This window comes from Xaviernesmea oryzae (assembly GCF_900109605.1).
Classification (GTDB): Bacteria; Pseudomonadota; Alphaproteobacteria; order Rhizobiales; family Rhizobiaceae; genus Xaviernesmea; species Xaviernesmea oryzae.
The window spans coordinates 1-15,130 of the sequence record NZ_FOAM01000002.1; the positions used below are offsets into that span (position 1 = coordinate 1).

The window sequence follows — 15,130 nt, forward strand, 5'->3', positions numbered from 1 at the left end:
CGGTCAGGCGCTGGCGGCGAAGCGTGACAATGCGCTCCGCCAGCGCCTGACCGGTCATCCTGGGGCTTGCATGGGGTCGCGACGAGCGGTCGATCATGGCGTCCCGGCCGCCTTGCCGGAAGCGCTCGGTCCAGCGCCTGATGATCTTGGCGCAGACGCCAAACATGCGCGCGGCCTGGGAAACCGGCATGCCAGCCAGCACCAGACGCGCCATTTCTTCTCGACGCAAAGGCGTCAGTCGGGCATTCTTATGGATGTTCATTCGGGGCCTGCGATCCAGGAACTGAGGTGTGGTAACTCCAGTCTCCTCGATCAGCCCCGAATGGACAACCTCCTGAAAGCTCACAGCTAGACGTAGCTCGGACCGGACAGGCGGTTCGATGCGTTGCGGCACGAGACGGTTGCACTGCATCCTATCGCGGTAACCTATTGTTGACCTTCCGCTTGCTTTCGCGGCCTGCAAGGCGCACCATCGCCGTCGTCAGTCACCGAAAACGGGAGGTTTCGAATGTCTGTGAAGACCATCCTCGATGAAAAGGGCCGTCGCGTCGTCACCGTCGCGCCGGATGTGTCGCTGAAGGAGGCGGCGGCACTGCTGCATGAGCATCGCATCGGCGCGGTGGTCGTGCTGGATGCCGAAGCGATCGTCGGCGTTCTGGCCGAGCGCGACGTGGTCGGCGCCATTGCCCGTTATGGGGCTCAGGCGCTCGACCTGCCGGTGTCCAGGCTGATGTCGCGCGAGGTGCATCTGTGCACGGAGACGACCGGCATTCACCAGCTGATGGAAACCATGAATCGCCACCGAGCCCGGCATTTGCCGGTGGAGCGCAATGGGCGGCTGATCGGCATTGTCTCGATCGGCGACGCGGTGCGCAATCATATCCGCATGATCGAAGGCGAGACCGAGCAGATCAAAGCCTATATCGCCGGCTGATCGTCGATATCCTGCGTCCTGTCCTGAACCCGGCAGCAGTGATACTGTAGATGTGAAAGCAAGGCAGCATCGTGCGTTGTGAAAGACGCACGATGCTTGCGAGATCGAGGCGCGCTTTTTGCGCATTGCGCGCGCTTGTCAGGCTCAGCGCAAGACCACGTCCTGGAGACGCTTCAAATCCGCGATGCGGGCGCGTGCTTCCAGATAGCCACGGTCGATCGCCTCGCCTGCACGGTGAAATTCCGACAGGCCGATATCGTTGAGCCGTGGATGGAGCGAGAGATCGGGCGGATCGCCCGCCAGGCGTGCCCGCGATATGCGGTCCTGGATGATGTTGAAGGCCTGGACCATGACGCTGGTGACACCGAGGCGAGAGACCGGTTCCTCGCTCGGCCCCGGTGTAGTCGTCGGCGGATGGCTGGCCTTCAGCTTGATGACGGCAGAGCGTCCATAGAGATCGTAATTCAGGTTGACGGCCACCACGAGCGGCTGCTCATAGGCGCGACAAACGGCGACCGGCACGGGATTGACGATCGCGCCATCGACCAATGTCCGCCCGGCGCATTTGACCGGCTCGAAAATGCCCGGAAGGGCATAGGAGGCGCGAAGCGCGGTGATCAGCGAACCTTCGCCGATCCAGACCTCGTGACCTGTCTGGATTTCGCAGGCCACGGCGACGAAAGGGCGCCCCAGGCTTTCGATGGTCAGGTCGGCCATATGTTCCTGCATGCGCTTGGTCAGCCGGAGGCCGCCAAACAGGCCGCCACCACCGATCGCGAAATCCAGCATGCTGGCAATACGGCGCATGGTGAGCGAGCGGGCAAAGCTTTCGAGTTCGTCGAGTTTGCCGGCGAGATAACAGCCACCGACCAGGGCCCCGATCGAGGTGCCCGCGATCATGCCGACTTCGATGCCTTCCTCGTCCAGCGCCCGTAGGACGCCGATATGGGCCCAGCCCCGGGCCGCGCCGCCGCCCAGTGCCAGCGCGATCTTGGCTTTCTTGCGCTTGGGTTCGGGAAGCACCGGCTCGCCGGCGCCTCTGGCCGAATGGCCGTTGGCTGCGGGCATGCGCAGGAAATTCCAATCCAGCATCCGCATCTCCCCACCCCCAGTAAACAGAGAGGCTGCGCATCCTTCCCCTCAGAGGATGCCTCAACCGGGCCCGGTCCGCCGCTGCGCGGCAACCCGTTGCTGCGCGGCAACCCGCTGGCCGCCTCGTCTTCATGATGACGCAGGAGATGGCAGCGTTAAGGCAGGCCGGAGGCATACGCCTCAGGAGCAAACGATCTTTTGAACCCCCGTCAGTAAAGCATGAGAGAATTGACGTTCTGTTCACGGCCTCTGCGAAGGCGACATGTGAGACGGCATTCCCTGGAGATGCAAATCGGTCAGACCCTGCCTGGCATTCGATCCGACCAAGCCTGGCCGATCAATCGTGGCTATGCGGTTCCAGCCCGTCGCCGAGGAGCAGCGGCGCACCGTCTTGCAATGTGACGGTGCGATAGAAGCACGATCTGCGACCGGTGTGGCATGTCGGGCCGTTGCCCGCAACGCGGACCTTGAGCCACAGCGCATCCTGATCGCAATCGGTGCGCAGCTCGACAACGCTCTGCAGATTGCCGGAGGTCTCGCCCTTCTTCCACAGCGCGCTGCGCGAGCGGCTCCAGTAATGGGCAATGCCGGTCGAGAGGGTGAGGCCAAGCGCCTGCGCATTCATATGCGCGACCATCAGCAGCGCCCCGTCTTCGGCATCGGTCACGATGGCGGTGATCAGGCCATCGGTGCCAAAGCGCGGCGTAAACACCTCGCCCTCTTCGAGCGCATGCTCGTCGGCAGGCGGCGCGCTGAAGGCAAAGGGAATGGCGGACACGGAAGATGACATGGGCAGGCCGGAGATGCGGGAGGGGAAGGCGAGGCGGCGTGGGCCGCCGCGCACGGATCAGCGCTGGGTGCGCAGGAAGGTCATGAAACGCGCCTGCTCAGCCGGATCGCTTTTGAAGACCCCGGTAAAGGTCGTCGTCAGCGTGGTCGCGCCCTGTTTCTGCACGCCGCGCATGGCCATGCACAGATGTTCGGCCTCGATCATCACGGCCACGCCGCGCGGACGCAGCGTATCGTCAATCGCGGCGGCGATCTGCGCCGTCATGCTTTCCTGCGTCTGCAGCCGGCGGCCGAAAATATCGACCACGCGGGCAATCTTCGACAGGCCGAGAACGCGGCCCTGCGGCAGGTAGGCGACATGGGCATGGCCGATAATCGGAACCATGTGATGCTCGCAATGGGAGAAGAACGGAATGTCCTTGACGAGCACCATATCGTCATAGCCAGACACCTCTTCGAAGGTGCGCCCAAGCACGTCTTCCGCGGCCAGATCATAGCCGGAAAAAAGCTCACGATAGGATTTGGCCACGCGCGCCGGTGTGTCCCTCAAACCTTCGCGGTCGGGATCCTCGCCTGCCCAGCGCAGGAGGACGCGCACCGCATCCTCGGCTTCCTTCTGGGTCGGCCGATCGTCAACGCCTGACGGCGCGGGAAAACTCTTGATGATGGCGTCCATGCTGGTTCCTTAGGCGCGGCAGTCCATAGCGCCTGGCTCTGTCCGACACGTTTCGTCCTCTTGCCGCCTTCGGCATAGAAGGCTGACACCAGACCCAACCGTCCTGATTGCCAGGGCGTCGCTTGCGTTTCATCCGCTGCCCGCTGGCTACAATCCGGCAGCCGGGACGGCTGATAATCGCCTCCTCGGGCGGATTGCCGCCCTCGCGATGGCTACCATATAATGTCGTCGAGCTTTTGTCGAAAGAGCGATGTGCGCACGCCATTCGCTTTTTTGCGCCATGATACGGAAAATTCTCCGCAATCGACCACCGAAAGCCGGTCTGGTCCTTGGCGGGGAGGAGGGCGATCGAGACAATGATGATGGACGATATCTATAGCAGCCGCATCTTGGACTATGCCGGCAATGTCGGCCGCCTTGGCCGGCTGGACGATGCGGATGCCGCCGCTCAGGCCCATTCGCGTCTCTGCGGCTCCAAGGTGAAGGTCTATCTGAAGATGGAGGCGGGCCGGGTCAGCGATTTCGCACAGGAGGTAAAGGCCTGTGCGCTCGGCCAGGCCTCGTCTGCCATCATGGCCAAAAACGTCGTCGGTGCCAGCGTCGAGGAGCTGAGGGCTGCGCGCTTGGCCATGCTGGCCATGCTGAAGGAAGAGGGCGAGGGCCCGGAGGGACGTTTCGAGGAGATGCGCGTGCTGAAGCCGGTCAAGGACTTCAAGGCCCGTCACGCCTCGACCATGCTGACCTTCGACGCCGTGGTCGATTGTCTCGACCAGATCGACGCGCGCCGGGCAGCGGCCGAATGAGCCGGCCATGACTGCGCGAACCGGGAGGGTGGCGCCTGCGCCTCTTGCCGGCGCATCACGGACAAGGAACATCGATGTGCACTGCATGCAGCCCTGATCCCGCGCCGAAAGGCGATCAGCGCGTCGGCAAGGCTGAGCGGCACACACCGCCACCTGTCGCACCCCATCGCTTCAGCCGCAACTGGCGCGGCCCATTTGCCCGCACGCCGGGGCGCCTGGCCGGGCTTGGCCTCATCCGCTTTTATCAGTTGACCCTCTCCGGCTTCGTCGGCCATGGCTGCCGCCATATTCCGACCTGTTCCGAATATGGCTATGAGGCCATTGCTCGGCATGGACTCTGGCCAGGTGGCTGGCTGGCGCTCTTTCGCGTTGCCCGTTGCGGCCCTGGTGGAACGACCGGCCTCGATCCCGTGCCGGACCATCTCGATGCGCGGTTTCACTGGTGGACGCCCTGGCGCTATTGGCGGGCCGGGGCGACGTGATCCTCGACAGCAGGATGCCGCCGCACTGCGCGCTTCATCGCCTGTATGATGGTGCCAGACCTGAAAGCCCGGACGGAGAGCTGCGGAACGCGGCTCGCCGTATCCACTGTGAAACCACTTGCGCCGCGGTTAAGAAGTCGTTCATATCGTTTCTGGATTTTCCGGAGGAGCAGCCAGCGCACGTAGCGCTTTGCCCCGGGTCCGTCACGATGGCGCGACAGCGTGCCGCTCACTTGTTTTCGTCGTATTGAGGCCGGACTATGTTGATGCTGTTGAAGGCTGCGCGCGTCGCAGCGACGGGCCTGCTCGTTCTGGCCGGAGTGCTGCAGGCAAACGCCGCCTCTGCCGAGACCACCTGGGCGGTGCTCGACGTTTCGTCCGGCCAGTTCCTCGGTGAATCGGGCGGGCGCACGCTTCGTCCGCCGGCGTCGCTGGCCAAGATGATGACGCTCTATCTCACCTTCGAGGCCCTGCGTGACGGCCATCTGCACTGGGATGACAAGATCCCCGTCTCCGCCAATGCCGCTTCGAAGGTGCGCATGAAATTGAACGTGAAGGCCGGCAGTTCGCTGACGGTGCGCGAAGCCGTCAACGGCATGATCGTCATCTCCGCCAACGATGCGGCAACCGCGGTCGGTGAGCGTCTGGGTGGCAGCGAATCGGGCTTTGCGGCGCTGATGACCCGCAAGGGCCGCCAGCTCGGCATGCAGAACACGGTCTTCGCGACGCCATCCGGGCTCACCGCCAAGGCAACGCAGGTGACCACCGCGCAGGACATGGCGCGGCTGGGCCTGGCGCTGAAGCGCGACTTTCCAGCCGAATATGCGTTGTTTGCCCAACGAACGACAGTCTTTCGCGGCCGCGTGCTGCATGGCCATAACAATCTGATGTATCGCTATGCCGGTGTCGATGGCATCAAGACCGGCTATACCGACGCGGCCGGCTACAATCTCGTCTCGTCGCTTAGCACGCCGTCCCATCGCCTGATCGGCGTGGTGCTGGGCGGGCGCACGGCCGTGGCGCGAGACCGGCAGATGGCGACATTGCTCAACCGCTTCTCCCAGGAGAAAAGTGTGGTCGTCGCAAAGGCCAGAACGGCCAGCACGCCAACACCGCTTGCCGAGGCCGCCGAGGTCAAGGCCCCCGCGCCGGCCGATCGGCCGGTGGACGTGGCCGACATCATCAACCAGGCCGAAATCGAGCAGGGCGATGGCGGACTGCCCGTCGCCACGCAGCCGATATGGCAGATCCAGGTGGGCGCGAGCCCTAATCGTAAGACCGCCGAATCGCTGAAAGTTCGGGTCGACGGTCTTTTCCTCAAGGTCAATCGCAGCGCCGAGGGCCGACTGGTGGAAGAGCATCACGGTCGCAAGGCGCTCTACCGCGTCCGCTTTACCGGTTCGGGCGGCCCGACCGAGGCACGCATGGCTTGCGCGCTGCTGAAACGCCAGCATATGGCGTGCCTGCCTGTCGGCGCCAGCCAGTAAGGCGTCTTAAGCCCTTCAGTCTTTGTCCGTGCGCGTCGCGCAAGCTTGTTTCAGGCTGATGCTGATCCACGCAGGCGCGCCCGGCTTTCTTGCCTCCGTGCCGGAAAAGCCCTATCAGAACGCGTTCGCCGCGCGCCCGCGCGGCCTGATAGCACCCACCCGCATTCGTTGGCGGGACTGGATAGGAGAGACCCATGGCTGACGCCGTTTCCCTGACATTTCCTGATGGCTCCGTTCGCTCTTACGCCGCCGGCACGACCGGCCGCGAGGTTGCCGAATCCATCTCCAAATCGCTCGCCAAAAAGGCGATTGCGATCGCACTCGACGGCACGGTCGTCGATCTCGCGGACCCGGTGAGCGAAGGCCGGATCGAAATCGTCACCCGCGAGGATGACCGCGCGCTCGAACTCATCCGCCATGACGCCGCCCATGTGATGGCCGAGGCCGTGCAGGAGCTTTGGCCCGGCACGCAGGTCACCATCGGCCCGGTGATCGAGAACGGCTTTTATTACGATTTCGCCAAGAACGAGCCCTTCACGCCCGACGATCTTCCCAAGATCGAAAAGCGGATGAAGGAGATCATCCAGCGCAACAAGGCCTTCACAAAGCAAGTCTGGCCGCGCGACAAGGCGCGCCAGGTTTTCGCCGACAAGGGTGAGGCCTTCAAGGTCGAGCTGGTCGATGCGATCCCCGAAGGCCAGGACCTGAAGATCTATTACCAGGGCGACTGGTTCGACCTCTGCCGTGGGCCGCATATGGCCTCCACCGGCCAGATCGGTACGGCCTTCAAACTGATGAAGGTGGCCGGCGCCTATTGGCGCGGCGACAGCAACAATCCGATGCTGACCCGTATCTACGGCACCGCTTGGCGCACGCAGGAAGAACTCGACCAGTATCTCAACATCCTGGCCGAAGCCGAGAAGCGCGACCATCGCCGTCTTGGCCGTGAAATGGATCTCTTCCATTTCCAGGAGGAAGGTCCCGGCGTCGTCTTCTGGCATGGCAAGGGCTGGCGCATGTTCCAGACGCTGGTCGCCTATATGCGCCGACGGCTCGCCGGCACCTATCAGGAGGTCAATGCGCCGCAGGTGCTCGACAAGTCGCTGTGGGAAACCTCGGGCCATTGGGGTTGGTATCGCGACAACATGTTCAAGGTCACCGTCGCAGGCGACGAAACCGATGACGAACGCGTCTTCGCGCTGAAGCCGATGAACTGCCCCGGCCATGTGCAGATCTTCAAGCACGGCCTGAAGTCCTACCGCGAACTGCCGATCCGGCTTGCGGAATTCGGCAATGTCCATCGCTACGAGCCCTCGGGCGCGCTGCATGGCCTGATGCGCGTGCGCGGCTTCACTCAGGACGATGCGCATGTCTTCTGCACGGACGAACAGCTCGCTGAGGAATGCCTGCGCATCAACGCGCTGATCCTGTCGGTCTATGAGGATTTCGGCTTCAAGGAAGTCGTCGTCAAGCTCTCCACCCGGCCGGAAAAGCGTGTCGGCTCGGACGCACTCTGGGATCGCGCCGAAAGCGTGATGATGGAGGTGCTGAAGACCATCGAGGCGCAATCCGGCGGCCGCATCAAGACCGGCATTCTGCCGGGCGAGGGCGCCTTCTACGGACCGAAATTCGAATATACGCTGAAGGACGCCATCGGCCGCGAATGGCAATGCGGCACCACGCAGGTGGACTTCAACCTGCCGGAACGCTTCGGCGCCTTCTACATCGACAGCAATTCGGAAAAGACCCAGCCGGTGATGATCCACCGGGCCATTTGCGGCTCGATGGAGCGCTTCCTCGGCATTCTCATCGAGAACTTCGCCGGGCATATGCCGCTCTGGTTCGCGCCGGTGCAGGTCGTGGTGGCGACGATCACCTCCGAGGCCGATGCCTATGGCCAAGAAGTGGCCGAGATGCTGCGCGAGGCGGGCCTCACGGTCGAGACCGACTTCCGCAACGAGAAGATCAACTACAAGGTCCGCGAGCACTCGGTGACCAAGGTTCCGGTGATCCTGGTCTGCGGACGCAAGGAGGCCGAGGAGCGTTCGGTCAACATCCGCCGGCTCGGAAGTCAGGCCCAGACGCCGATGGCGCTGGACGAGGCGCTGGCGAGCCTGATCGAGGAAGCGACCCCGCCGGACGTGCTGCGCAAGCGCGCTGCGCGCAAGGCCGGTTAAGGCGATCGTTTGAAGGGCGTGGCCGATGGCCGCGCCCCTTTTTCAACAGGGGCGGCAAGCTGCCGACATCTTTCCCGTCTAGTCTGATGAGACTGATCTCATCGCCATAGGCGATGCGATGACGAAAATGCCAGAGCATGCGCAGGAGCAGGGGACGCGAGGCCGGTGCATTTCAAGGAACTCTCCTACGCCAATGACAGCGACCGCCGGCTGAAGCGCTGGTTCATCCGCACGGTGGAGGGACTGGGCGGGCGCGACCGCTATGCCCGCATCTATGGCCGCTGGCGCAGTGAAGTCGTGGGGCGCAGCGACCAGGTCTTCGGCGACATGCTGGCCATGGTCGATATCGGCCTGAAGGTGGAAGGCGAATGGCCACCGCGCGACCTGCCGGACACGCCGCTCGTCATCGTCGCCAACCATCCCTTCGGCATTGGCGACGGCATTGCCATTCTCTCGCTTGCCGAAAGGCTCGGGCGTCCCTTCCGCGTGCTGATCCACAACGACCTCTTGAAGATCGCCGAGATGGCGCCCTATGCCCTGCCGGTGTCCTTCGAAGAAAGCCGCGAAGCGCTGGCGCTCAACATGCGCACCCGCCACGAGGCGGTTAAGCTTCTCAAAGAAGGCACGACCATCGTGATCTTTCCTGCCGGCGGCGTGGCAACGGCGCGGCGCGGCTTTGGCCGGGCGGAGGATCTGCCGTGGAAGATGTTTCCGGCCAAGCTGGTCCAGGCCGCGCAAGCAAGCGTCATCCCCGTCTATTTCGAGGGGCAGAATGGCCGGCTGTTTCATCTGGTCAGCAAAATTTCGCTGACGCTGCGCCTGTCGCTTCTCATTCGCGAATTTCGCCGGCTATCCGGCAGAACGATCGAGGCGCGGATCGGGCCGGTGCTGCCATGGACGTCACTCGCTTCGGTAACCGACCGCAAGGATCTGCTGGCACGGATTTTCGACGCGGTTTTCGCCTTGCGCCGCCAAACGCCGCGCCGCCGTCGCCTCGGGCTGAAGCGGCGCGCCACCAAGCGCGCATAGGCGCATTCGTCGCCTGCCTCAATCCTCGGCGCGTGCAGCCTTGGCCGAGGCCTCGGCGTTTTCCTTCTCGTCGAGATAGACCTCGACATCGCTATTGAGCCCGGCCGTCACCGTAAAGTCGCGCTGGTAGATCTTGTCCTTGTTGCGGGCCACCGCCGTATAGGTGCCTTCGGCCAGGACGAGGGTCGGGAAGGCGCCAACGCTTTCGCTGACGACGTCGCCTGAGCCGGTGAGGATCGACCAGGCGGTGTCGGCGATGGCCTCGCCGCCGGGCTCGGCCACCAGCTTCAGCGTCAGCTTGGCAGCCTTGTGCTGGATCGTCGCCTCGGTCAGCTTGCCGGCTTCGATTTGGATATCGGCACGGATCACCGCATTGACGCTGCCGTAGTTGGAAACCACGTGATAGGTGCCGCTCGGCAGGCGCACCACGGTCTCCGGCTTGACGTCGGCAACCACGAGCGGCCGCTCGCCATCGTCCTTCACTTCCGATGAGAAGATCGAAAAGCTCAGCTCGGTGCGCGGGATCTTGGTATCGGGCCCCGATACCGCGTTGAGCATGACGCCGCCGGCATCGAGCACCAGCGTCTGGCTTTCGGCCTCGCCGTTTTCAGGCACGCGGATCTTGCGCGTCGCGCCGGCGCGGCCAAAGGCGACATTGACGAAATATTCGCCTGGAATGAGCTGAAAATCCGCAGAGCCGCCTTGCGAGGTGGCCAATAGCGGCAGCTTGCCATCCGATCCCGGAACCGGGCTGAAGACGCGCCAGACCAGCCCCTGTTCGACCGGATCGCCCTTCTGCTTCAACAACGCGCGCAGCTTGACATCCTTGGACACGGGGGCAGCGGGCCGCTCGGGGTTCATCGTCGAGAAGCTGTTGAGCTTCGGCATTTTCTGCGGTGTGGAGACCGAGGGAAAGCTTTTGAACGGATCGGTCGGCGCGACCGGCGGCACCTGCTGAGGGATCGCCTCGCCCAGCGGCAAGGTGGTGCGCAGATCCTGCGCTTGCGCCGGATGGAACGCCAGGAGCATGCCGAGCGCGAGCGCCAGGCGCACGGCTGGGAAGGGCGCCGGGCGCACGGAGGCAGAATCGCGGGCGAGGAGGATGCGCATCGTCAGACGTTGACTTCTTGTCGTGGTGGCTTCACGTGAGATCCGTTATGGCCTCTTCGTGGCTGCCTGATGGCCGCTTCAGCCTTGGTGAAACGAACTGCCCGGAGACAGCGTCCGGAAGAACCTAAACGAAAGCCGAATTGATGAAAACCGATTTCAGCCTCAGGGATTATCTCTCCACGCGCCGCTCCATCCCCGCCTTTCAACTCGGCGAGCCGGGCCCATCGCGCGCGGAGGTCGAGGAGATGCTGACGCTTGCGTCCCGCGTCCCCGATCACGGCAAGCTCGCTCCCTGGCGGTTCATCGTCTATCGCGGCGCGGTGCGCGAGGAACTGGGCGAGCGCCTGCTGGCGCTGGCGCTCGCAGCCAAGCCGGATCTTTCCGACGAGATGATCAAGGTCGAGCGGACCCGCTTCACCCGGGCGCCGACCGTGGTGGCCGTCATCAGCCGCGCCGCGCCGCATGTGAAGATCCCGGAATGGGAGCAGGTCATGTCCGCTGGCGCCGTCTGCCTCAATCTGCTCATGGCTGCCAATGCACTGGGTTATTCCGCCAACTGGCTCTCCGAATGGGTCGCCTTCGATCCGGCGGCGCTCGAACTTCTGGGTGTGAAATCAGAGGAAAAGGTCGCTGGCTTCATCCATATCGGCACGGCGCAGGTCCCCCCTTTCGAGCGGCCCCGTCCCGAACTGGCCGAGATCGTGACCTGGGTCGGCGACGACGAAGTTGGAACCGCATGATGTTCTACGGAACCGCAGACAACCGTCACGGCCTCGCACATGATCCGTTCAAGGCGATCGTCTCGCCGCGGCCGATCGGTTGGATCGGCTCCCATGCAGCGGATGGGCGCCTCAATCTGGCGCCCTATTCCTTCTTCAACGCCATTTCCGATGTGCCGAAACTGGTGATGTTCTCATCCTCGGGCCACAAGGACTCGGTGTCGAATATCGAGGAAACCGGGGTCTTCACCACGAGCTTCGTCAGCCGCAGCCTGATGCATGCAATGAACGAGACCTCGGCGCCGGCCGCGCGCGGCGTCAGCGAGTTCGAGCTGGCAGGGCTCACGCCGGTGACGGGTCACCTGGTCTCAGCGCCCTTCGTCGGCGAAGCTTTCGCAGCCCTGGAATGCCGGGTGACGGAGATGTTCCAGCCGAAAGACCTCGATGGCGTGGCCTCGGAGAATTACGTGGTGATCGGCCAGGTCATCGGCATTCACATTCGCGAGGAGGCCATTGTCGATGGCCGTTTCGATATGGCGACGGTGCGCCCGATCGCCCGCCTCGGCTATCGCGACTATTGTGACGGCGGCGATGTCTTTGAGATGATCCGCCCCACCAGCGCCTGAAGCCGGTCAGCTGATCAGAGCGCGAAAGCCATCGCGTAAGGCGCGTTCCCGCACATGCTGGGCATTGTCGGCGGACGCGCTGGCCGTGACGTGCAAAAGCGCCGGCAGGCCAGCCTCCGCCGCCAGCATAACCGTCTGGCCGCGGGCCAGCATGAGATAGGCTGGCTCGTCTCCAACTGTGCCGCCAAGATCGATCACATTGCTTCCTTTAAGCCAGTCATCGCTCCGATCTGCCTGTCGGCGCTCGCCTTCGGTTCGCGGGGATAGACCCGCTTCCAGGGCGCGCTGCCCGGTGAGCTGGGTGCTTTCGGCAATGATCATCTCTCCGCGCGTGCAAGAGTCCGTCAGAGGGGAATCGCACGGTGTGTGCCGCCCGACCGGCCGCTCACCCGGCCCATCGTCCGGTTGAGCCCACTGCGCGCCGCGCACCCGCCGCATCAGCGCAGCCTCATCAAGCACCAGCGCCAGCATGCGCGCCGAAAGTTCGCCATAGCCGCGACTATGGCGGAAGGCGGAAGGGACGCCACTGAGCTCGGCGAGGATTGCGGTTTCGTCTTGGTCCAGGCCACAGACCGCTTCCGCCACACGCAAGGCGACGTCCAGGCGCTGCACCTGCGCCGGCAGAGCGTCGCGCAGAAGGATTGCGGCCGGCCTCAGCCTGCCCAGAAGGTCTGGCGCGGTCTCGAAGGTCTCTGCGCTCGATGCGAGGATCAGCGGGCGATTGCCGGCAGTTGCAGCTGTAAGCTCGACTGGCAGACCGTCGAGGCTCGCCACCAGCACGGGCCCGCTGCCGGCGGGCAGCGCACTGCTTGGCTGCAAGGTCGGCAGGCTCGGCAAAGGCGCCGAGCGCAAAAACATGGTGAACCAATCGTAAACCATTGAAGGATAGCTTCTGCTCAAACGAGGTCAGGATGCCCGGCAGGCATCCGTCGAATGGGGTGGTCGCACGTGATCATACAGGCATTTCTTCGATGGGTGGAACAGGCCTCCGTTTCGGACCGTGCCCGGGCGGCTGCGGCCCTCGCGCGTGCCTATACGACGGGCAGCCAAGCCAATTTCGATTACAATGCAGCCGAAACGGCCATGAGCCTGCTACTGGACGATCCGGCGCCGCAGGTGCGCCAAGCGCTTGCTGAAGCGCTGGCCGATTGCCCGCGTGCCCCACGCGCGCTCATTCTTCCGCTTGCCGAAGACCGCACGGAAACGGCCTATACGGTAATCGCGCGCTCGCCCGTGCTGACCGACGCCGATCTGGTCGACCTCGTGGCGCGAGGAACGGTGGAGATCCGTGCCCTGATCGCAGCACGAGCGCCGGTGAACCCGCCCTTGGCGGCGGCAATCGCCGAAATTGGCGGTGAGGTGGAGATCGCTATTCTGATCGACAACCGGCAGGCGCGCCTTTCCGCCCGCACGCTGTCGCGCATTGCCGAGCGCTTCGCGGCCCATGCCGCAATTCGCGGCGCTCTGCTGGAGCGCGGCGATCTGCCGGCCACGGTGCGCACGCGGCTGATGGAGGAGGTGGCAGATGCACTGTCCGGCTTCGGGCTGGTGGCGCACGTGCTCGGCGAGGAGCGTGCGCGGCGTCTTGCGCGTGAGGCCTGCGATGGCGCGACGGTCAGCCTCAGCGAGGCCGTGCCGCCGGGCGAGATGGTCCGCCTTGTCGAACATTTGCGCCTGCGCGCCCGCCTGACCCCGCTCTTTCTTCTGCAGGCTCTCTGCGCCGGCAAGGGCGAACTCTTTGCCGAGGCCATGGTGTGCCTGACGGGCATCGGCGAAAGCCAGGTGCGGGCGATTCTGTCCGGTGGCAGCGGCCATGCCGTGCGTGCCATGATCGAAAGAGCCGGCCTTGGCCGCGACGTCAGCGGGCTCTATGCCAGCGCCGTCATGCTCTGGCGGCGCGAAGGCCAGCAGCGGCGGGAGCCGACCGAAACCGTGCCCCAGCGCCTGCTGGCGCGGCTGCGCGATCTCGGCGGGCAGGGCGCCATTGCCCCCGGTCTTGCCGAAATCATCGAGAAGCTCGATATTGCCGAGCGTCGCCGCCAGGCCCGCAGTGCTGCCCGCGACGCCGCCTGAGGAAAGAGCGCTCTCTGGCGCCAGCCACTGACGGAACGCAAAGGGGACGGGCTTATGCGCGTGACGGAAAGCGGCAGCCGGAATCTCGTGGTCGTCACCGGAATCGGCGGCTTTCTGGGGCATCATCTGACCAAGGTCTTTCTCGAAGCCGGCTACGCGGTTCGCGGGACGCTGCGCGACCTCAGCCGTGCGCCTCAAATCTCAGGCGCCATTGCGGCATCCGGAACCGACACTGGGGCGTTGGACTTTCGTGCCGCGGATCTTCTGGCAGACGATGGCTGGCCGGAAGCAATGATGGGCGCGACGGCGCTCATTCATGCCGCCTCGCCCTTTCCATCCCGCCTGCCTGCCGACCCGCAAGGCCTCATCGCACCGGCCCGCGACGGCACACGCCGCGTGCTCAAAGCGGCGGCCGATGCCGGGGTGCGTAGGGTGGTGCTGACTTCCTCGATCGCCGCCACGAATTATGGCCCTGGCCACGCGCCTTTCACCGAGGCGGATTGGACCGACCCCGATGGTCCATTGACCACAGCCTATTATCGCTCAAAGACGCTGGCCGAGCGCGCCGCCTGGGATTTCGCTCAGCGCCATGCGCTGGCGCTGACGACGATCAATCCGGCTTTCATCCTCGGCCCGCTGCTCGGCTCCGCGCCGGGAACGTCGCTCGATATCGTGCGCAGGCTTTTGGCCGGCCGCTATCCGGCTGTCCCGAAATTTTCGGTCTCCGTGGTTGATGTGCGCGATGTCGCATTGCTGCATCGCCTGGCATTGGAAGCCGACTGCGCCATAGGTGAGCGCTTCATTGCCGGCGGCCCGGTCTTGAGCCTGAGCGATATCGCAACGATCCTGCGCAAGAACCTGCCGGACCATGCCGGTCGCGTTCCCCGCCTCGTCCTGCCCAATTGGCTCGCTCGGCTCGCAGCGCCCTTCGACGCGAATCTCCGCCTCATCGCAGGCGAACTCGGGCGAGACGCGCGTGTATCGAGCGAAAAGGCCGAGCGTCTGCTTGGCTGGCGCCCCCGTCCGCCGGAAGAGGCGGTGCTGGCCGCCGCGCAAAGCCTGGTGGCGGCGGGCCTCATTCGTTAGCTGGCCTTGATTGGCCAGCAGCGATTTTTCCCCATCTCTCAGAGCTC

At 64.3% G+C, this 15,130-nt stretch carries 16 protein-coding genes; 10 read left to right on the forward strand and 6 right to left on the reverse strand.

Annotated features, from left to right (window positions below; all coding sequences use genetic code 11):
• Positions 1–262: helix-turn-helix domain-containing protein (locus tag BMX61_RS01745; RefSeq protein WP_139198859.1), on the reverse strand; the 262-nt coding region annotated here is incomplete at its 3' end.
• A gap of 246 nt (positions 263–508) precedes the next feature.
• On the opposite strand from BMX61_RS01745, the gene BMX61_RS01750 reads away from it, so the two are divergent.
• Positions 509–934, forward strand: coding sequence for a CBS domain-containing protein (locus BMX61_RS01750; RefSeq protein ID WP_075627858.1), 426 nt, complete (start codon positions 509–511; stop codon positions 932–934).
• Positions 935–1,078: 144 nt separating this feature from the next.
• Here BMX61_RS01750 and BMX61_RS01755 read toward each other — a convergent pair whose 3' ends face one another.
• The 3 genes from BMX61_RS01755 to folE form a co-directional block, all read right to left on the reverse strand.
• Positions 1,079–2,026, reverse strand: coding sequence for a patatin-like phospholipase family protein (locus BMX61_RS01755; RefSeq protein ID WP_083639450.1), 948 nt, complete (start codon positions 2,024–2,026; stop codon positions 1,079–1,081).
• Positions 2,027–2,363: 337 nt separating this feature from the next.
• The gene (gene hisI / locus BMX61_RS01760; RefSeq protein ID WP_075627904.1) at positions 2,364–2,816 is read right to left on the reverse strand and encodes a phosphoribosyl-AMP cyclohydrolase; all 453 of its coding nucleotides are present in this window, start codon (positions 2,814–2,816) and stop codon (positions 2,364–2,366) included.
• Positions 2,817–2,873: 57 nt separating this feature from the next.
• On the reverse strand, positions 2,874–3,491 hold the full coding sequence (gene folE, locus BMX61_RS01765) for a GTP cyclohydrolase I FolE (protein WP_075627857.1): 618 nt from the start codon (positions 3,489–3,491) through the stop codon (positions 2,874–2,876).
• A 359-nt stretch (positions 3,492–3,850) separates the two neighbouring features.
• Between folE and BMX61_RS01770 the strand changes: the two genes are divergently transcribed.
• The 5 genes from BMX61_RS01770 (at position 3,851) to BMX61_RS01790 (ending at position 9,469) form a co-directional block, all read left to right on the forward strand.
• Entirely contained in the window at positions 3,851–4,294 is a 444-nt protein-coding gene (locus BMX61_RS01770) for an iron-sulfur cluster assembly scaffold protein (RefSeq protein ID WP_075627903.1), read from the forward strand.
• A gap of 74 nt (positions 4,295–4,368) precedes the next feature.
• A complete protein-coding gene (gene yidD / locus BMX61_RS01775; protein ID WP_075627856.1) occupies positions 4,369–4,776 on the forward strand; it encodes a membrane protein insertion efficiency factor YidD in 408 nt (135 codons plus the stop codon).
• A 266-nt stretch (positions 4,777–5,042) separates the two neighbouring features.
• The gene (locus BMX61_RS01780) at positions 5,043–6,263 is read left to right on the forward strand and encodes a D-alanyl-D-alanine carboxypeptidase (RefSeq protein WP_075627902.1); all 1,221 of its coding nucleotides are present in this window, start codon (positions 5,043–5,045) and stop codon (positions 6,261–6,263) included.
• A 194-nt stretch (positions 6,264–6,457) separates the two neighbouring features.
• Positions 6,458–8,440 (forward strand): threonine--tRNA ligase, encoded by a 1,983-nt coding sequence (thrS, locus tag BMX61_RS01785; RefSeq protein WP_075627855.1) that lies wholly within the window; start codon positions 6,458–6,460, stop codon positions 8,438–8,440.
• 165 nt (positions 8,441–8,605) lie between these two features.
• Complete coding sequence (locus tag BMX61_RS01790; protein ID WP_075627854.1) at positions 8,606–9,469, forward strand: lysophospholipid acyltransferase family protein; 864 nt, start codon at positions 8,606–8,608, stop codon at positions 9,467–9,469.
• 18 nt (positions 9,470–9,487) lie between these two features.
• On the opposite strand, the gene BMX61_RS01795 is transcribed toward BMX61_RS01790, so the two are convergent.
• A complete protein-coding gene (locus tag BMX61_RS01795; protein ID WP_234794571.1) occupies positions 9,488–10,579 on the reverse strand; it encodes a hypothetical protein in 1,092 nt (363 codons plus the stop codon).
• Positions 10,580–10,722: 143 nt separating this feature from the next.
• On the opposite strand from BMX61_RS01795, the gene BMX61_RS01800 reads away from it, so the two are divergent.
• Complete coding sequence (locus BMX61_RS01800; RefSeq protein ID WP_075627853.1) at positions 10,723–11,319, forward strand: nitroreductase family protein; 597 nt, start codon at positions 10,723–10,725, stop codon at positions 11,317–11,319.
• Positions 11,319–11,924 carry a flavin reductase family protein gene (locus BMX61_RS01805; RefSeq protein WP_075627900.1) on the forward strand — a complete coding sequence of 202 codons (606 nt, stop codon included), beginning with the start codon at positions 11,319–11,321 and terminating at the stop codon, positions 11,922–11,924. The genes BMX61_RS01800 and BMX61_RS01805 overlap by 1 nt, the downstream gene beginning before the upstream one ends.
• A gap of 6 nt (positions 11,925–11,930) precedes the next feature.
• Here BMX61_RS01805 and BMX61_RS01810 read toward each other — a convergent pair whose 3' ends face one another.
• Positions 11,931–12,803, reverse strand: coding sequence for a hypothetical protein (locus BMX61_RS01810; protein WP_075627852.1), 873 nt, complete (start codon positions 12,801–12,803; stop codon positions 11,931–11,933).
• A 69-nt stretch (positions 12,804–12,872) separates the two neighbouring features.
• Between BMX61_RS01810 and BMX61_RS01815 the strand changes: the two genes are divergently transcribed.
• Entirely contained in the window at positions 12,873–13,997 is a 1,125-nt protein-coding gene (locus tag BMX61_RS01815; protein ID WP_092742279.1) for a DUF2336 domain-containing protein, read from the forward strand.
• Between the two features lie 54 nt (positions 13,998–14,051).
• Positions 14,052–15,083, forward strand: coding sequence for an NAD-dependent epimerase/dehydratase family protein (locus BMX61_RS01820; RefSeq protein WP_075627850.1), 1,032 nt, complete (start codon positions 14,052–14,054; stop codon positions 15,081–15,083).
• Positions 15,084–15,130 lie beyond the last annotated feature (47 nt).